This is a genomic window from Bizionia hallyeonensis, from assembly GCF_042657385.1.
GTDB lineage: Bacteria > Bacteroidota > Bacteroidia > Flavobacteriales > Flavobacteriaceae > Algorimicrobium > Algorimicrobium hallyeonense.
Genome location: NZ_JBHSLA010000002.1, coordinates 440,002 through 458,146, shown reverse-complemented (window position 1 = coordinate 458,146; position 18,145 = coordinate 440,002). Strand labels below are relative to the sequence as shown.

The 18,145-nt window shown below is 33.8% G+C and carries 16 protein-coding genes; 7 read left to right on the top strand and 9 right to left on the bottom strand.

All coding sequences use genetic code 11. The features are described from left to right. Positions 1-24 precede the first annotated feature (24 nt). From ACFPH8_RS07510 to ACFPH8_RS07500, 3 genes are read left to right on the top strand one after another with little or no spacing between them, the layout of a single operon-like run. Positions 25-1,884: a DNA topoisomerase IV subunit B gene (locus tag ACFPH8_RS07510; RefSeq protein WP_376859805.1), complete on the top strand. Its 1,860-nt coding sequence runs from the start codon at positions 25-27 to the stop codon at positions 1,882-1,884. Continuing rightward, positions 1,881-2,366, top strand: a complete 486-nt coding sequence (locus tag ACFPH8_RS07505; protein ID WP_248399455.1) for a hypothetical protein — start codon at positions 1,881-1,883, stop codon at positions 2,364-2,366. The genes ACFPH8_RS07510 and ACFPH8_RS07505 overlap by 4 nt, the downstream gene beginning before the upstream one ends. Then, positions 2,366-5,053 (top strand): DNA gyrase/topoisomerase IV subunit A, encoded by a 2,688-nt coding sequence (locus ACFPH8_RS07500; protein ID WP_376859803.1) that lies wholly within the window; start codon positions 2,366-2,368, stop codon positions 5,051-5,053. Before ACFPH8_RS07505 ends, ACFPH8_RS07500 begins: the two co-directional genes overlap by 1 nt. A 7-nt stretch (positions 5,054-5,060) precedes the next feature. On the opposite strand, the gene ACFPH8_RS07495 is transcribed toward ACFPH8_RS07500, so the two are convergent. The 4 genes from ACFPH8_RS07495 to ACFPH8_RS07480 form a co-directional block, all read right to left on the bottom strand. Beyond that, positions 5,061-5,219 (bottom strand): hypothetical protein, encoded by a 159-nt coding sequence (locus ACFPH8_RS07495; RefSeq protein WP_248399459.1) that lies wholly within the window; start codon positions 5,217-5,219, stop codon positions 5,061-5,063. A gap of 46 nt (positions 5,220-5,265) precedes the next feature. After that, positions 5,266-6,072, bottom strand: a complete 807-nt coding sequence (locus ACFPH8_RS07490; protein ID WP_376859801.1) for a TerC family protein — start codon at positions 6,070-6,072, stop codon at positions 5,266-5,268. A gap of 1 nt (position 6,073) precedes the next feature. Then, entirely contained in the window at positions 6,074-6,442 is a 369-nt protein-coding gene (locus tag ACFPH8_RS07485) for a DNA topoisomerase IV (RefSeq protein WP_248399463.1), read from the bottom strand. Between the two features lie 88 nt (positions 6,443-6,530). Continuing rightward, positions 6,531-6,938, bottom strand: a complete 408-nt coding sequence (locus tag ACFPH8_RS07480; protein ID WP_376859798.1) for a helix-turn-helix domain-containing protein — start codon at positions 6,936-6,938, stop codon at positions 6,531-6,533. Positions 6,939-7,231: 293 nt separating this feature from the next. Here ACFPH8_RS07480 and ACFPH8_RS07475 point away from each other — a divergent pair, with 293 nt between their 5' ends. The 3 genes from ACFPH8_RS07475 (at position 7,232) to ACFPH8_RS07465 (ending at position 9,507) form a co-directional block, all read left to right on the top strand. Then, entirely contained in the window at positions 7,232-8,371 is a 1,140-nt protein-coding gene (locus ACFPH8_RS07475) for a M14 family zinc carboxypeptidase (protein ID WP_376859796.1), read from the top strand. 64 nt (positions 8,372-8,435) lie between these two features. Next, the gene (locus tag ACFPH8_RS07470) at positions 8,436-8,915 is read left to right on the top strand and encodes an Lrp/AsnC family transcriptional regulator (RefSeq protein ID WP_066248062.1); all 480 of its coding nucleotides are present in this window, start codon (positions 8,436-8,438) and stop codon (positions 8,913-8,915) included. Positions 8,916-8,991: 76 nt separating this feature from the next. After that, on the top strand, positions 8,992-9,507 hold the full coding sequence (locus ACFPH8_RS07465) for a DinB family protein (RefSeq protein ID WP_376859794.1): 516 nt from the start codon (positions 8,992-8,994) through the stop codon (positions 9,505-9,507). 4 nt (positions 9,508-9,511) lie between these two features. Here ACFPH8_RS07465 and aroB read toward each other — a convergent pair whose 3' ends face one another. Then, positions 9,512-10,570 carry a 3-dehydroquinate synthase gene (gene aroB, locus ACFPH8_RS07460; protein WP_376859792.1) on the bottom strand — a complete coding sequence of 353 codons (1,059 nt, stop codon included), beginning with the start codon at positions 10,568-10,570 and terminating at the stop codon, positions 9,512-9,514. Positions 10,571-10,664: 94 nt separating this feature from the next. Between aroB and ACFPH8_RS07455 the strand changes: the two genes are divergently transcribed. Beyond that, positions 10,665-11,843 carry a proline dehydrogenase family protein gene (locus ACFPH8_RS07455; RefSeq protein WP_376859790.1) on the top strand — a complete coding sequence of 393 codons (1,179 nt, stop codon included), beginning with the start codon at positions 10,665-10,667 and terminating at the stop codon, positions 11,841-11,843. Positions 11,844-11,845: 2 nt separating this feature from the next. On the opposite strand, the gene ACFPH8_RS07450 is transcribed toward ACFPH8_RS07455, so the two are convergent. From ACFPH8_RS07450 to ACFPH8_RS07435, 4 genes are read right to left on the bottom strand one after another with little or no spacing between them, the layout of a single operon-like run. Beyond that, positions 11,846-14,200, bottom strand: coding sequence for a GumC family protein (locus ACFPH8_RS07450; RefSeq protein ID WP_376859788.1), 2,355 nt, complete (start codon positions 14,198-14,200; stop codon positions 11,846-11,848). Between the two features lie 22 nt (positions 14,201-14,222). Beyond that, complete coding sequence (locus ACFPH8_RS07445) at positions 14,223-15,005, bottom strand: polysaccharide biosynthesis/export family protein (RefSeq protein ID WP_376859786.1); 783 nt, start codon at positions 15,003-15,005, stop codon at positions 14,223-14,225. A gap of 11 nt (positions 15,006-15,016) precedes the next feature. Next, positions 15,017-16,915, bottom strand: coding sequence for a polysaccharide biosynthesis protein (locus ACFPH8_RS07440; protein WP_376859784.1), 1,899 nt, complete (start codon positions 16,913-16,915; stop codon positions 15,017-15,019). Continuing rightward, a complete protein-coding gene (locus tag ACFPH8_RS07435) occupies positions 16,908-18,050 on the bottom strand; it encodes a DegT/DnrJ/EryC1/StrS family aminotransferase (RefSeq protein WP_376859782.1) in 1,143 nt (380 codons plus the stop codon). The genes ACFPH8_RS07440 and ACFPH8_RS07435 overlap by 8 nt, the downstream gene beginning before the upstream one ends. Positions 18,051-18,145: the final 95 nt, after the last annotated feature.

Below are 18,145 nucleotides of genomic sequence, written 5' to 3'. Positions count from 1 at the left end.
GTCATATCCAAAATCACCCTATTTATGTCTCAAGAAACCAAATATACCGAAGATAATATCCGTTCTCTGGACTGGAAAGAGCATATCCGAATGCGTCCTGGAATGTATATTGGTAAATTGGGTGATGGGTCTTCAGCTGATGATGGTATTTATATTCTAATTAAAGAGGTTCTGGATAACTCTATTGATGAGTATGTCATGGGAGCTGGAAAAACCATTGAAATTTCTATTCATGGCAATAAGGTAACGGTGCGCGACTATGGTCGCGGTATTCCATTAGGTAAAGTGGTAGATGTGGTTTCCAAAATGAACACCGGTGGAAAATACGACAGTAAAGCCTTTAAAAAATCGGTTGGATTAAACGGTGTCGGTACGAAGGCTGTCAATGCGCTTTCCAGTTATTTTAGAGTCGAATCGACTCGAGATAACAAATCAGCTTCTGCAGAATTTGAACAAGGAAATCTGACAAATCAAGAACTACTTGATGATACATCTCGCCGAAAAGGAACTAAAGTATCGTTTGTTCCAGACGAAACCATTTTTAAGAATTATAAGTATCGTAATGAGTACATCATTAAAATGCTTAAAAACTATGTATACCTAAACATTGGGTTAACAATTGTTTTTAATGGCGAAAAATATTTTAGTGAAAATGGTTTGAAGGACTTGCTTATGGAAAATTCCAATGCAAACGATTTGCTGTATCCCATTATTCACTTAAAAGGCGATGATATTGAAGTTGCGTTAACGCATAGTAAAACACAATATAGCGAAGAGTATTATTCATTCGTAAACGGACAAAACACCACGCAGGGAGGTACTCATTTATCGGCTTTTCGTGAAGCTTTAGTAAAAACCTTTCGTGAATTTTACAATAAGAATTTTGATGCATCAGATGTGCGGAAATCTGTGGTTTCTGCTATTTCCATTAAAGTCATGGAACCCGTTTTTGAAAGTCAAACGAAAACCAAATTAGGATCTACAGATATGGGTGGCGACTTGCCAACGGTAAGAACCTATATCAACGATTTCGTTAAAACCAATCTAGACAACTTTCTACATAAAAACCCTGAAACTGCGGATAAGATTTTGCGTAAAATCCTTCAGGCTGAACGTGAGCGTAAGGAATTATCCGGAATCCGGAAATTAGCAAAAGATCGTGCTAAAAAAGCGAGTCTTCACAATAAAAAATTGCGTGATTGCCGTGTTCATTTTGGAGATACTAAAAACGAACGTAATTTAGAAACAACCTTGTTTATTACAGAGGGAGATTCAGCTTCTGGAAGTATAACAAAATCACGTGATGTAAATACACAAGCCGTTTTCAGCTTAAAAGGAAAACCGCTAAACTGTTATGGTTTAACAAAGAAAATTGTTTATGAGAATGAAGAATTTAACTTGCTTCAAGCTGCTTTAAATATTGAAGAGTCTCTGGAAGATTTGCGCTATAATAATGTGGTTATTGCTACCGATGCCGATGTGGATGGTATGCACATTCGGTTATTATTGATTACATTTTTCCTTCAGTTTTTCCCAGAATTAATAAAAGACGGACATTTATACATCTTGCAAACGCCATTGTTTCGTGTTCGTAATAAGAAAAAAACCATTTATTGTTATTCAGAGGAAGAGCGCCAAAATACCATAGAAGAATTGAAACCAAAACCAGAAATAACCCGATTTAAAGGTCTTGGTGAAATTTCGCCTGATGAATTTCAGCATTTTATCGGAGCGGATATTCGTTTGGATCCTGTTATGTTGGATGATAATATGTCTATTGAAGATTTGTTAAGTTTCTATATGGGCAAAAACACACCAGATCGTCAGGAATTCATTATAAATAATCTTAAAGTAGAACTTGACATTGTGGAGGAGGTTAAATGAGAACGAGTAATGAAAAGGTAAAAAACGTCATTATTTCAGTATATTTTATACTGATAGTTCTTGCTGTGCTTTGGTTAACCATTTTTAGAGCGTTTAGTGAGATTGACAATAACCCCATTGTAGCATTTTTTGTGATTTTTTTAATCTTCATAGCCTTATTTTTAACCGTGCATTTTATATCCAAGTATTTTGAATATGACAGCGACGGCTTGAAAGTTACCGTTACCAACAAAGGTTTGCTGCTGTCTGATTATTTAAATTATCGTGAACATACCGTAGAATTTGATAAATCCAGACTATCAGGATTTAAAATTAATAACTACATCATCTACAAGGAATTGGTGCTGTTTATCGATAGCAAAAATGGCCAACATGTTAAAAAAGAGCGTTTTAATATTACGCTAGTAGCTAAAAAGAAACGGAAGTATATGAAGCAGTCATTGCGGAAAATGGTAAAACAAAATAGAAAAGAGCAGAGTTAATGAGCGACGACATCAACGATAACCTACCTGAACCAGAAGAAACTAAAGAAACCATTACCAGAATTACTGGTATGTATAAGGATTGGTTTTTAGATTATGCATCCTACGTGATCCTTGAACGTGCGGTTCCCGCAATTGAAGATGGCTTTAAGCCCGTTCAAAGGCGTATTATGCATTCCATGAAGGATTTAGATGATGGTCGTTATAATAAAGTGGCCAACATTGTGGGACATACCATGCAGTATCATCCGCATGGAGACGCCAGTATTGCTGATGCTATGGTGCAAATTGGTCAGAAAGATTTGCTGATTGATACACAGGGAAACTGGGGAAATATTTTAACTGGTGATAGTGCTGCAGCGTCGCGATATATTGAAGCGCGTATTTCTAAATTTGGCTTGGATGTTGTTTTCAATCCTAAAATCACCGAGTGGCAGGCTAGTTATGATGGTCGTCGAAAAGAACCCGTAAATCTTCCGGTTATGTTCCCGCTTTTATTAGCACAAGGAGGCGAAGGGATTGCTGTTGGTTTATCCACAAAAATATTACCACATAACTTTATCGAATTAATTGATGCCTCGGTTAAACACTTAAACGGTAAACGTTTTACCATTTATCCAGATTTTCCTACGGCTGGAATTGCGGATGTTTCGGATTATAAAGACGGACTTCGAGGTGGAAAAGTACGCGTGCGTGCCAGAATTTCACAATACGATAAGAATACCTTGGTGATTACTGAAATTCCGTTTGGAACCAATACATCGTCCTTAATCGATTCTATTTTGAAAGCCAATGATAAAGGTAAAATCAAAATCAAGAAAATTGAAGATAATACAGCTGCCAACGTAGAGATTTTAGTGCATTTGCCAGGAGGTATTTCCCCAGATAAAACCATTGACGCGCTATATGCATTTACAAACTGTGAGACGTCTATTTCGCCTTTAGGATGTGTTATTGAAGATAATAAACCACTCTTTATTGGTGTTTCTGAAATGTTGCGTCGTTCAACAGATAATACAGTTCAGCTTTTAAAAAGCGAATTAGAAATTCGTTTGGGTGAATTTGAAGAACAATGGCATTTTGCATCCTTAGAGCGTATTTTTATTGAAAATCGTATATATCGTGATATTGAAGAAGAAGAAACCTGGGAAGGTGTTATACAGGCTATTGATAAAGGATTACAACCGCATATAAAACATTTAAAACGCGCAATCACGGAAGAAGATATTGTGCGTTTAACAGAAATTCGAATCAAACGTATTTCTAAATTTGATATTGATAAAGCCCAACAAAAAATTGATGCTTTAGAAGATCAAATAGCCGAAGTGAAGCATCATTTAGCAAATTTAATTGCCTATGCTATTACTTATTTTGAGCGTCTAAAAAAAGAATATGGTGCAGGCAAAGAACGTAAAACTGAAATTCGTGCTTTTGAAGATGTTGATGCTACAAAAGTCGTTATCAGAAACACGAAACTATACGTAAATAGGGAAGAAGGTTTTATTGGAACGTCTCTTAAAAAAGACGAGTATGTTGGCGATTGTAGTGACATTGATGACATTATTGTTTTTACTAATGACGGTAAAATGATGGTGACCAAAGTGGATGCTAAAACCTTTATTGGTAAAGACATTATTCATGTAGCTGTTTTCAAGAAGAAGGACAAACGTACTATTTACAATATGATGTATCGGGATGGTAAAACAGGTCCAACCTATGTGAAACGTTTTGCGGTAACCTCTATGACACGTGACAAGGAATACGATATGACCAACGGCTCAAAAAACTCCAAACTTTGGTATTTTTCAGCCAATCCAAATGGTGAAGCCGAAGTCGTAACCGTTTCGTTGCGCCAAGTAGGAAGTATTAAAAAGCTAAAATGGGATGTGGACTTTGCTGATATTATTATAAAAGGTCGAAGTTCTAAAGGGAATGTTGTTACCAAACACGCCATTAAAAAAGTGGAACTCAAAGAGAAAGGTGTTTCTACTTTAAAACCGCGAAAAATCTGGTTTGATGATACGGTTAGACGTTTAAATGTGGATGGTCGTGGTGATTTGGTTGGCGAATTTAGAGGGGAAGACCGCATTTTAATAATCAGACAATCTGGATTAATAAAAACCATTGTCCCAGAAGTAACAACTCATTTTGATGATGATATGATTGTTATGGAAAAATGGATTCCTAAAAAACCAATATCTGCAATTTATTTTGACGGTGAAAAAGAACGCTATTATGTGAAGCGCTTTTTAGTTGAAAATGAAAGTCGGGAGGAATTATTTATTTCAGAACATGAAAATTCGCAATTAGAAATTGTTTCAACAGACTGGAAACCCATGGCGCAAGTGGAATTCACCAAAGAACGCGGTAAAGACCGGAAAGATAACATGGAAGTGAATTTGGATGAGTTTATTGCTGTTAAAGGTATTTCGGCTTTAGGAAATCAATTAACCAAGGATAAAGTAAAACAAATTGATTTGATGGAGCCTTTGCTGTATGAAGCTCCAGAGAATATTCCAGCCGAAGAGCTAGATGTTATAGATGAAACAGAAGTAAAATCGGGTGATTCAGATAAAGAGTCGAAGCCTGAAAGAACTAAAGAAATCAATGATTCCAAAAATGATGACGATGATACGGATTCAAATTCAGGAAGTATAGATGATAAAGGTCAAGCTACCCTATTTTAAAAAGTAATTAATCTCTAAAATATGAGGCGGCAGCAATTAGAAAAGCTAAAATACCTCCAATTATACATGCGTAGTAAAGCATAGGTGTGTTTTCCTTAAAGAAAATTGAAGTTAAAATTAAACCTGTAGATATAAGGTATAAAACTTTTGGGCTTACTTTTTTCATGTTTTTATATTTTAATCACTTGGTTTAAATTAATAATTCAATGTCATTAATTTAAATGGTCCTTTTTCTGTCGTTTTTTAGCAATTCTATAGTTTAAAAATTCTACAAATATGGAGAAGGCTATAGCAAAATACAGATAGCCTTTTGGTATGGCTCCAACCGTTTTTCCAAATAATTCGGTGTGCGATAAATGCGCCGCTTCCGTAATTAGCATAAACCCAATTAAAATTAAAAAAGCCAAACCAAGCAATTGCACACTTGGATGTGTATCAATAAATTTGCGAATAGGGTTAGCAAAACCTATCATAATTCCAATGGATATAACAACTGCTAATATCATTAATACTAAATTGTAATTGTGGTTTTCGTGCAAACCATTCGTCATACCAACAGCTGTTAAGATGGAATCTATAGAGAAAATAAAATCTATAATTAATATTTGAACAATAGCTTGATTTAAAGTCGTAATTTTTTTGCCCTTAACGCCAGCTTCATCATGTCCCGGATCTTCTACCTTTTCACGAATTTCAGAGGTGCTTTTATAAATTAAAAACAAACCTCCTACAAACAGGATTATGGCTTGCCAGCTTATCCCTACATGCAGCCAATCCGTATCTATCGTGTAAAATGGTTTGGATAAACCTATTAAGAAACTAACAAAAAACAATAGGATAATCCGTTGAGCCATAGCTAATAGCAAGCCAATATTTGTAGCTTTGGCACGTTGATCTTCAGGAAGCTTATTGGCGGCAATGGATATAAAAACGATATTATCAATACCTAAAATAATTTCTAGGAACGTTAAGGTAAGTAATGCCATGATGGCATCAGTCGTAAATAGGAAATCTAACATATTAATCTATGCGTTTAGCGGTTCCTTTTTGTTTTATTTTTTCACCCACATACGAGTATTCAAAGTTGTAAGTTGAATCTGTTGTGGTTAATATTTTTAAATGAATATCCTTGCGCTCTTGCATGTTTTTAGGGTTTATGGTTCTAAAAACAACCTCACAATCGTTAATCCAACGAACCGTTGTGGAATCTACGTGACCTTTATACGTTTCTACTTGTAAGTCTTTGGTTCTCGTGAACACCGAGTGATAGGTAGAGTCATTTATCGTTATACTACTCGTATATGTCCCGGTTTGATAATCTACACATTGTCTTTCCACTTGATAACAACTCATAAAAAGCACTAAAAAGACACATAAAAGGAGTTTCATAATTCAAATTTTAAACAAAATTAAGAAACATTATGATATTGCCATAGGTCTCAAGAGTGAATTATTTTAAAACTGATAAAAACTTTTCCTAATTATTGAAATTCTGAAATGTTCCGTCCTTATAAAAAATTACAATTCTATCTATTTCTTTATTACTATTTGAAGGACGTGTTTTGAGCTCTTCTGAAATTTGGTTACTTGGTATTTCTGAATTTTTATTTGAAGCTAAATTTGACGATGGCGTTGGAGTCTCTAGAATTTTTGTTTCCGATTTTGGAAATGTGCCTTTACCATTTAATAACCAATACAATTCTACATCGGGAAAAGCTTCTAAAACTTTCATAACAAAATCTAGACTTGGCTTATTTCTTCCAGATAAAATATGAGAAATACTTGAGCGTTGAACACCTACTTTTTCAGCGAAAGAGGAGGCCGTTTCATCATAAAATTTAATGACTTTTTCTAGACGTTTTGAAAATTCCGGACTGTTTATCATTGTAAACTGTTACTAAAGTGAATTGCTTTTACAAATGTAAATATTATTCGTAATAATCACACTATAATTCTAATAATATTAACTTAAATGGTAACTTAAAGCTTTAAATGCAGGTATTTAATTAACTGAAATAGAATTAATTAAATAGTAAATTTATAAAAACATTATTTCGGTGTTAATGCTAACGGTATTTTAGAGTACGCCTGTATACAATCCTAAACAATTCAACATAACTCCTTGTTTACAATTGTAAATTAGTATTTGTTTACCTTTGTAACATATCAAATTTACATATGTATCAAAGCGCTTTAGACACGACGTTAAATCCTTTTCAAGAACTTCGATTATCGGGTCGGTATATTACCAATTCCATGATAGAACCACTGTTGAAAATACTACCCAAAAATGTTACGGTTTCCGTTGAAGGATTGTCGGTTGAAAAACGATCTATCTATTCTATTAAATTAGGAACTGGACAAAAACGCATAATGCTTTGGTCGCAAATGCACGGAAATGAAACCACAACCACCAAAGCTCTTTTTGATGTTTTAAATACGTTTAAAACACAAAACTCTATTTTAGACGCTTGCACCATATTAATTATTCCTATTTTAAATCCTGATGGCGCAGAAGTCTATACGCGATTAAATGCTAATAATGTGGATTTAAATCGCGATGCGCAGAACTTATCCCAACCGGAAAGTAGAGTTTTACGTGATTGTTTTAATCGGTTTAAGCCAAACTTCTGTTTCAATTTACATGGACAACGAACTATTTTTAGTGTGGATAACACATCACAATCTGCTACGGTATCATTCCTGTCTCCAGCAGAAGATGCAGAACGTACGATTACTAATACACGTAAAATAGCCATGGAACTAATTGCAGCAATGCAGGCGGATTTGCAAAAATACATTCCAAACCAGGTGGCATTGTATGATGATGGATTTAATCATAACTGCGTGGGTGATACATTTCAAAGTTTAGGTGTTCCCACCGTTTTGTTTGAAGCTGGTCATTATTCAAACGATTATAATCGGGAAATAACCCGTGCTTTTATATATAAATCATTAATGGTGGCTTTAGATACTATTTCTAAACGTGAACTAACGGGTGAAGGTTATCAGGACTATCTAAAAATCCCGGAAAACGGGACGTATTTTTTGGATATCATTATTCGAAATGTGTTACACCAAAATAAACCTATAGATGTTGGTGTCCAGTATCAGGAAATGTTAATAAACAATACAATCCAGTTTGTACCTAAAATAGAGAAACTGGAACCGCTTGATGGTTATTTTGGTCACAGAGAGTTGGATGCAAAAGGAGCTAAAGTTTTAGATTTCAATCATTCACCGTTGCAAGTTGGAAACGAAATTGATAGCGTATGGTTAAATAATGAAAACTATTCATTATTAGTGGCTAAAACTTGACATTTGGTAGATATAATTTAAAATTAATGTCTTATTTTTGCTTTTTATTTAAAGAAATTAAAAAATGGCAAAATTTAAATTAGACGATATAGATCATCAGATCCTTGAAATGTTAATTGATAACACACGTGTTCCTTTTACAGATATAGCAAAAAAATTAGTTATTTCTGCAGGAACAGTACATGTTCGTGTTAAAAAAATGGAGGAAGCTGGAATAATTAAGGGTTCATCGCTTACCTTGGATTATAAAAAGCTAGGTTATGCATTTATTGCGTATGTTGGTGTATTTCTTCAAAAAACCTCACAAACCAAATTTGTTTTGGAGCGTATAAATGAAATTCCTTATGTTACGGTTGCTCATATTACAACAGGTAAATTTAATGTGTTTTGTAAAATACGTGCTAAAAACACGGAACATGCCAAAGAGGTTATTTTTATGATTGACGATATTGAAGGGGTTTATAGAACAGAAACCATGATATCATTGGAAGAAAGCTTAAACGATAAGAAACGCTTAATGCATTCTATTTTTAATAATATGTAGGCTTTTTGTATATAATTAAAAGCTCAAAGCGCTTCTTATTAGAAGCGCTTTTTTTAGTACTTTTAAATAAAAATTTATGTTCGTAAAAGAAATACCAGATTCGGAATATGCATCATTTTATGCCAATTATATTAAAAAAGGTGGTGAATTAAGTTTGTTAGTTGGTTTGGAGTATGGTATGGCAGCCACCAAAGCGTTTTTTGAATCTATTCCGGAGGACAAGCTTGAATATCGTTACGCTGAAGGTAAGTGGACTGTTAAAGAAATTTTACAACACCTCATAGATACCGAACATGTTTTTGTATATCGCGCCTTGCGTTTTGCGCGCCAAGATAAAACACCCTTACCAGGGTTTGAACAAGATGATTATGTGTTAGCCAGCGTGGCAAACAGGCGAACTCGAGCGCAATTACTAAACGATTATTTAGATTTACGCGAATCAACTATTGCCTTGTTTAGTAGTTTTTCAAAAAAAATGTTAGAGCAAATAGGCGTTGCTAGCAACGCAGAAATGTCTGTTAGGGCTATAGGATTCGTGCTAATAGGTCAAGAAAAGCATCATATAGACATTATTAAAGAGCGTTATTTATAGCGGTTTAAGCTCTGTAATATTCAAAAGCATCCATAATAATAGTATTGCTAACTAAACAATTAATTTTTGTTTTCCCCATTTCTTCAAGGAGTACAAAATTAATGTTACCGTGTTCGTTTTTCTTATCGTATTTAAGGAGTTCAATTATGGCTTCATAATCGGAGGGAAGGACTGTAACTTCGCCAAAAATAGTCTTTATTACCGTTTTTATTTTATCATTTTCTACTTTGGAAAAGCCTGTTAATTCTGTTGAAATATAATTGGCCAATACCATACCAATTGCAACCGCCTCACCATGTAAAAGCGCTTCTTTTTCTGGGTGACTTAAAAAATAGGATTCGATGGCATGTCCCAAAGTGTGACCATAATTCAGGGTTTTGCGTAAGTTTTCTTCCTGCGGATCTTGGGTAACTATTTCATTTTTAATGATAACGGATTCGTAAATTAAATCATTATAATTTAAGCGGTCTGTGGTTGTAAATTTATTCCAATAGTCGCGACTATAGATCAACCCGTGCTTTAACATTTCAGCCAAACCAGAACGCATTTGGTTTTCTGGTAAAGTTTCTAAAAAACTAGTGTCAATTAACACCATTTCACCAGAATTAATAACACCAATTTGATTTTTAAGATGTCCTAAATCTACACCTGTTTTACCGCCTACAGAAGCATCTACCATGGCTAATAAAGAGGTTGGTACATTTATATAATGAATACCACGCTTAAAGGTAGAGGCAACAAAACCTCCTAAGTCGGTAACAACACCGCCACCTAAATTAATAATAAGGCTTTTGCGGTCGGCACCCAATTCAGAAAGTACATTCCAAACCCCAACGCAAGTTTCAATAGTTTTGTGTTCCTCACCAGATTCAATCTCTATAATTTCTATGGTACATGTCGTTTCTACCTGTTGTAAAAACTTAGTTAAACAGAAATTATGTGTGTTTTCATCAACTAAAATGAAAATTAGTGAATAATTGGTTTGCTTTAAATGGGTGTTTAAAGCTATATAACAATTTGAATTAAAGTGAATTGGGTATGTTTCGGTGTGTATAGATTTCATAAAAAATAATGGAAATAATAAAAGGTAAAATAAGGTGTTTTTTTTATAAAAAAGTAGCTGAATGATAATTATCTTTGTATAATTTTCAACAGATATGGAGTACTTAAAAATATTTGACAATACTGAAATTGCTTTTCAATTAAAGAGTAATAGAGAGTTAAATCGCGCTCATTTTTTATTCAATATGATATCAAATGAGACCTTGGTAAAGGTTGGTACAACACTTACGCATTTTGCTTTAAAGGCACATTTACCTGTAGAAGGTATTATTCGTGCTACGGTTTTTGACCATTTTTGTGGCGGTGTCAATGAGGAAGATTGCCTACCAGTAATTGATGATATGTTTACTAAAGGCGTGAGTTCGGTTTTAGATTATTCCGTAGAAGGGAAGGAAACAGAAGCACATTTTGATGGTGCCATGGAAAAAACCTTAAAAATAATTCGTTTTTCTGACGATAGAAAAGCCATGCCTATTGCTGTGTTTAAACCTTCCGGTTTTGGAAGATTTGCACTATACCAGAAGATAAGTGAAGGAAAAAGCCTAACAGAAACAGAGCAAGCAGAATGGGACCGAGTTGTTGCTCGTTATGATGCTGTTTGCAAGTTGGGGAAAGAAAAGGATGTTGAAATCTTAATAGATGCCGAGGAAAGCTGGATTCAAGATGCCGTAGATCATTTAGTAACAGATATGATGCGCAAGTATAATAAAGATGTTACCATTGTTTATAATACCTTACAAATGTATCGTCATGACCGCATGGATTTTCTAAAATCCCAACATGAACTTGCTAAAAAGGAAGGGTTTTATTTAGGATATAAAATTGTTCGTGGTGCATATATGGAAAAGGAGCATGAACGTGCTTTGGAGTATGATTACCCAACACCTATTTGTGAAAGTAAATTAGCAACTGACGAAAATTTTAATGCCTCGGCTCAATATATTTTAGATAATATATCAGACATTTCTATTTTTGTTGGAACCCATAACGAATTGAGTAGCTACATGGTTATGCAATTAATGAAAGAAAAAGGAATTGCTATAGATGATAACCGTGTGTGGTTTGGACAATTGTTTGGCATGAGTGATAATATTAGCTTTAATTTAGCTAATAACGGTTATAATGTAGCTAAATATGTTCCCTTTGGACCCGTTAAAGATGTTATGCCGTACTTAATTAGACGTGCCGAAGAAAACACGTCAGTTGCTGGGCAAACAGGACGTGAACTTATGCTGATTAAAAAGGAGAAGGAAAGACGTAAAGCTATTAAATAATACTATTTAGAACGTTGCCACCATTTCTTTGTATTCGGGTTTTTACCATATCCGTAACCATAACCATTTGATTTTTTATGGTCAACACCGTTTAAAAGTATCGTCATATTTGGTAAGCGTTTTTCTTGGTACATGGTATCTGCAATTTGCAAACGTCTCTTATCAAGATAATTGGCGCGAACGACATAAATAAATAAATCAGCATGGTGACTTATTAATAAGGTGTCTGTAACCAAACCAACAGCAGCCGTGTCTACAATTATATAATCATATTGATTATCCACAGTATCGAATAATTCTTGCATCCGATTACTCATTAATAGTTCTGCTGGATTAGGAGGGATGACACCAGAAGGAATAACATCTAAAAAATCATTGTCCTTCATGGATGTTGTTACATCGGAAAGCGTTAAACTTGGATCGCTAATATAATTGGTTAAACCAATATCATTTTTAACATTCAGGTAATTCGTTGCTTTTGGCACACGAATATCTGTTTCAATAAGAAGCACCTTTTTGTTAGAATAGGAGAGTGATAAAGCTAGGTTTATGGATGTATGCGATTTCCCTTCTTTACTAGTTGTAGACGTAACAAAAATAACTTTAGAATGCTTGTTAATTCCCTTAAGCATGAATTCCACATTGGTACGTACCATTCTAAACGCTTCCGCTTTAGGTGTATAATCAATTTGTTTAATAAGCTGTGTACGTTTGCTAGATTTCGGAATATCGCCAATAAACGGCACGTCTATGGTTTTCTTAATATCCTGAATTGAATGTACTTTATTGTCTATAAGCGTTAGCAGATAAATAAGGCCAATTGGAAAACTAATACCTAAAATTAAAGCTGCCAAAATAATAATAGCAGATTTTGGCGCTACAGGTCTTCCGGAAGCGTACGCCTTATCTACAATTTTTGCATTTGGTGAAGAAACGCCATGTGTAATAGCCGATTCCTCACGTTTTTGTAGTAGGTATAAGTACAATGATTCCTTAATATCTTGTTGACGCTTAATATCCTTAAACTGACGTTCTTTTTGAGGGGCGGAATAAATTTGTGAATTAATTCGAGAGTTTTCCGAGACTAAACTATTATAGGTAATCTGACTTGTAGACCTCTTACTACTTAAGCTTTGCGAAAGATCTGCTTTTAACTGATTAATCTGATTCGTTAAATTAACAACGGTCGGGTTAATTTCACTTGAATTCTTTAAAATTCGTTCCCGCTCTTGAACCAAACTATTGTGCCGTTTTGCTACCTGACCAATATTTCCATCTTCAATACCAATGTTAAGCGGCATTAAATCGCTTGGGCCTTGGTTATTCGCTAAATGATTTTTCATATAATCAATTAGTTGAATCTCTCTGCCGGTTTCGGTAATTTTTGCTTCGTTTTCCTTTTCAGTTTGAAGAAAAATATTGGACTGCGTAGCTAAATTAGTAAGTTTGTTCTCTTGTTGAATATCTTCAGCTGTTAAATCTACTATGCCTAGCTCACGCGAAACACCTTCTAAACGCTCATTTATAAAATTTGAAGTTGCTTCAACAACCATTTGCTTGTCGTTTATAACATCTTCATTATATTTTTCAATCAGCTTATTTAAAAATAATACGCCTTTTTCACGCACATTGTCATTAATGGTCAGCTTTATAACACTAGATAACTCGTTGGTTTGAATTTGCAGTCTAGACTTATAATCACTAGTAACGTTATTTACAGGTTGGATTCTGATGGTAATATCAGCGCCAATTTTGGTAGCATATTGCCCAATATTAGGTGTAATGATTATATCGCCAAATCCGGTTTCTACATTTTTTCCAAAATCGTATAAAACACCTTCAATATCATCATGCTGTGTGGTACTTCCTTTTAATATTTTGGTGTCTTGTGGAATACCTTTAAAAATAAAATCTTTTGATGAATTAATTCGGATATTAAACGTGGTATCAATCAAATGTAAAAGTGAATCCGTTGTGCTGAAATTAATATTTAATGGCGGATTAGTATAAACTTCATGCGCTTGAATACGACCTTCTACAAAGAATTGAATATTAAATTTTAAATCTTTAATGACACTTTCAATAAGGTTGCGTGATTTAAGAATTTCAATTTCATCCAACACATTATTTTGATCATTACTAAAGAGACCATAGTTTTGAAGGCTTGATATTTCCGGTAATTTACCTTGAGATTTGTCGTCCTTAATTTTAATGGTAGCTTTAGCTTGATACTCATTACTAGCATAACGTAAATATACAAATGCTAATGTTGAGGCAGCAATAACGCATAGAAGAATAAACTTCCATCGGTTTAAATAAGGCTCAATTAAATCTCTAAAATGCGCATTCTGTTTCATGAAAGAATTCGTGTAAATAATTTTATTTGACTAAAAATATGGCTAAAATTGTTGCTAAAGTACCAACGGCCGAAATGATTACGCCATTATTTTGGTTGTACGATGCGGAACGGATTTTGGCAGAATTAGGCTCAATTACCAAAACATCATTTTGTTCTAAATAATAATTAGGAGATGTAATGGTGCTAATTTTTGTTAAATCGAATTTCGTGAAAACCTTTTTGCCATCGCGTTCACGAATTAAAAATACATTTTCGCGTTTGCCATATATGGTTAAATCGCCTGCTAAACCTAATGCTTCAATTAATGAAATCCGTTCATCTTCAACGGTAAAAGTACCAGGATTTCTAACTTCGCCTAAAACCGTTATCGTGAAATTTATTAATCTTATATTAATAATGGGATCTTTTACATATGCCGAAATTTTATTTTTTAAAAAACTAGTGGCATCTTCTCGTGATAGACCACCAAGCTTAATAGTGCCCAAAACAGGATATTCTATGTTACCATTTTTGTCAATTAAATAGGTTGGCATTTTAAGGTCTGCATTGGCATTTACGGATGAAACACTGTAAGAAACAGCTGGTAAATTAAAAGGCGCCACCGCATCAGCATCACCACCAACACTAATAAAAATTAAATCGTTTGGTTTATAAACGATATCGGAATTCATGGGAATATCATTGTATTCGCTTACAGGTTCATCTTGAAAATAAATAACTTCCTTGCTTGTAACACAGGACGAAACCACTACTATTAGAAGTAGAATACTAATTTTTTTAATAATGCTTTTAAGGTTGATCATAGTTGGTTGGTTTAATTTAAAACATCATAAGTTGAATTATTCGGATTGTACTCTGCTACAATATCTTTAATTTTTGATACAATTTCAATATTTTGAGAATTAGAACCTAATAAACAGAGTTCTTTTATAAGGTTCTGAGTCCTTTCAATACTTACCGGTTTGCATTTAGCAATCATAATTTTCTCATTGTAAGTTGGTTTGGTGTTTTCGCCTTCAATTAATAGTTCTTCAAAGATCTTTTCACCAGGACGTAAACCTGTTATTTTAATATCAATGTCCGTCGGATATTTTAAACCAGACAGGGCAATCATATTCATGGCTAAATCATAAATTTTTATAGGTTTACCCATATCAAACACAAAAATTTCGTGCCCTAATCCCATAGCAGCTGCTTCCAAAACTAATAAGCTTGCTTCTGGAATAGTCATAAAATATCTGATAATATCTTTATGGGTTACCGTTAAAGGGCCACCAGCTTCAATTTGTTTTTTAAATAACGGAATTACGGAACCATTAGAGCCTAAAACATTTCCAAAACGTGTGATGATAAATTTGGTTGTTGATTGTGTGTTTTGCTGACAACAAATAAGCATTTCGGCAATGCGTTTGGTGGCTCCCATAACATTAGTTGGGTTTACCGCTTTATCTGTTGAAATTAAAATGAATTTTTTAGCGCCATATTTTTTAGATAAATACACCACGTTTTTAGTTCCACGCACATTTACGCTAACCGCTTCATAAGGATTTTGCTCCATTAAAGGTACGTGTTTGTAGGCGGCTGCATGAAAAACTATTTCGGGTTTGTGTATATTAAAAATAGCATCTAATCGAACGTTATTTCTAATATCCGCAATTATTGGTATAACATTAGTAATACCATTTCGTATTAATTCCTGTTGCAAATCATACAAAGGTGACTCCGCATTATCAACAAGTACCAAGCTTTTGAAGTTAAAAGCAGATAATTTTCTAACTAATTCGCTGCCAATAGATCCCGCGGCTCCAGTTACTAAAATAACGCGATTACTATATTCGTCATGTAAAATAGGGTTGTCAATATTAATAGGTTCTCTACCTAATAAATCCTCAATATTTATATCTTTAATCTGCCCAATGCTTAAATCGCCATCAATCCACGTTTGGACAGCTGGTACAATTTTCACATTTAAGTTTAAAGCAAATAACTTACTGGTTATTTGAAGGAGTCGGTTAGAACTAATATTTTGAATCGATATAATTACCGAATCTATTTGGTGTTTTTCAATAAACTCTTTTGTAATGTTGTTGGGATGATAAACATTCAATAGATTTATTTTTTTGCCCACTTTACGTTCGTTATCATCAATAAACCCGAAAACATCAATATCGCTTTTTGCATCATTTGCAATGGCGTTATAAGTGATTATTCCTGAATCACCTGCACCATAAATTAATACAATACTCTTGGGGATATCTTCATTTTCAGTAATTAAACTTCTGTAAATAGATTTAATGAAGAACTTGGCGCCAATAAGAAAAAACATATTGAGCAACAAGTGAATGTATATGATAGAACCAGGAATATCAAAAACATTATTGTAGTTGTATTTCCGACTCATAAATGTAGATATTATAAGTATGGTTGCTAAAATATTGACACCAATTATAATGTTGACAACATCTTTAAAGCCCGTAAACCGGACAACTCCTTTATGAGAACTTACTAATAAGAAACTAATAATTCCAGCAAACACAACAAATGGTATTTGCTTTAGAAACATGGAAAAATCGAAATCGATTTGAAAATTAAATCGAATTATATAGGCAATAAAGAAGGTAAATGCAATAATGGTTGAGTCAAATAGGAGTACTAACCATTTTGACGCATAGCGATTAGATAATTTTCGTAATAAATTATAAATTTTATCCAAAATAGTTTTTTATTACTTGATTAACACGGTCTAATTCAACAGTCGTTAAACTGGAGCCGCTAGGTAAACATAAGCCACGCTCAAACAAATTATCAGAAACACCGTTTAAATAACTTGCATGGTTTTTAAATATATCTTGTTGGTGCATGGGTTTCCAAGATGGTCTTGATTCTATGTTTTCTTCTAAAAGAGCATTTAAAACGCCATCTCTTATTGTTTTTGTTTTAAATAGAACGGCTGATAGCCAACGGTTTGAGAAGTAATTTTCAGGCTCATCTAAAAATTCTATATCTGTTATATGCTGTAATTCGTTTTTATAATATTCAAAATGGGACCTTCTAGCTTGAATTCTATTTTCTAAAACTTGCATTTGTCCACGACCAATACCCGCTAAAATATTAGACATTCTGTAATTATAGCCAACTTCGGAATGTGAATAATTAATACCAGTATCTTTTGCTTGGGTTGCCAAAAAAATAGCACGTTTTTTATAATTAATATTTCTAGATACCAAAGCACCACCTCCAGATGTTGTTATGATTTTATTTCCATTAAAGGATAAAATAGACATATCACCAAACGTTCCACAAGGTTGGTTGTTATAACGGCTACCTAAAGCTTCAGCACTGTCTTCAATTACAGGAATCTGATACTTGTTAGCAATTGCGTGTATGTGTGTTACGTTGTATGGCATTCCATATAAATTTATAGCAATAATGGCTTTAGGTTTCTTCCCCTTGGTTATTCTATCCAATATTGCTTTTTCTAATAACTCGGGACACATGTTCCAAGTTTTAGTTTCACTATCAATAAAAACAGGTGTTGCACCCACATAAATCACAGGATTTACAGAGGCTACAAAAGTTTTTGTTTGACAAAGTACTTCATCTCCCACGGAAACATCTAACAGTTTTAAAGCTAAATGTATGGCAGCCGTTCCAGATGTTAATGCCGCTACATGCGACTGTTTTCCAAGATAAGCTTCTAAATCACCTTCAAAACCATCAACATTTGGCCCTAATGGCGCAATCCAATTGCTTTTAAAGGCCTGATTAATATAATTTTCCTCAAAACCACTCATGTGCGGTGCTGATAACCATATTTTAGATTTCACTCCCGAAACATTTTTTGTCATCGTAAATATCTATGTTTAAATAGTTTCCATCAAATAAATACGATAAATAACTAATTTTCACGTTTTTTGATTTTAATTGAAACCATACTGTTGTT

Coding starts and splice junctions, on each gene's coding strand:
- ACFPH8_RS07465 (WP_376859794.1), top strand. CDS start 8,992: ATGTTCGTAAAAGAAATACCAGATTCGGAATATGCATCATTTTATGCC.
- ACFPH8_RS07490 (WP_376859801.1), bottom strand. CDS start 6,072: ATGTTAGATTTCCTATTTACGACTGATGCCATCATGGCATTACTTACC.
- ACFPH8_RS07510 (WP_376859805.1), top strand. CDS start 25: ATGTCTCAAGAAACCAAATATACCGAAGATAATATCCGTTCTCTGGAC.
- ACFPH8_RS07455 (WP_376859790.1), top strand. CDS start 10,665: ATGGAGTACTTAAAAATATTTGACAATACTGAAATTGCTTTTCAATTA.
- ACFPH8_RS07470 (WP_066248062.1), top strand. CDS start 8,436: ATGGCAAAATTTAAATTAGACGATATAGATCATCAGATCCTTGAAATG.
- ACFPH8_RS07445 (WP_376859786.1), bottom strand. CDS start 15,005: ATGATCAACCTTAAAAGCATTATTAAAAAAATTAGTATTCTACTTCTA.
- ACFPH8_RS07435 (WP_376859782.1), bottom strand. CDS start 18,050: ATGACAAAAAATGTTTCGGGAGTGAAATCTAAAATATGGTTATCAGCA.
- ACFPH8_RS07450 (WP_376859788.1), bottom strand. CDS start 14,200: ATGAAACAGAATGCGCATTTTAGAGATTTAATTGAGCCTTATTTAAAC.
- ACFPH8_RS07485 (WP_248399463.1), bottom strand. CDS start 6,442: ATGAAACTCCTTTTATGTGTCTTTTTAGTGCTTTTTATGAGTTGTTAT.
- aroB (WP_376859792.1), bottom strand. CDS start 10,570: ATGAAATCTATACACACCGAAACATACCCAATTCACTTTAATTCAAAT.
- ACFPH8_RS07500 (WP_376859803.1), top strand. CDS start 2,366: ATGAGCGACGACATCAACGATAACCTACCTGAACCAGAAGAAACTAAA.
- ACFPH8_RS07480 (WP_376859798.1), bottom strand. CDS start 6,938: ATGATAAACAGTCCGGAATTTTCAAAACGTCTAGAAAAAGTCATTAAA.
- ACFPH8_RS07495 (WP_248399459.1), bottom strand. CDS start 5,219: ATGAAAAAAGTAAGCCCAAAAGTTTTATACCTTATATCTACAGGTTTA.
- ACFPH8_RS07475 (WP_376859796.1), top strand. CDS start 7,232: ATGTATCAAAGCGCTTTAGACACGACGTTAAATCCTTTTCAAGAACTT.
- ACFPH8_RS07505 (WP_248399455.1), top strand. CDS start 1,881: ATGAGAACGAGTAATGAAAAGGTAAAAAACGTCATTATTTCAGTATAT.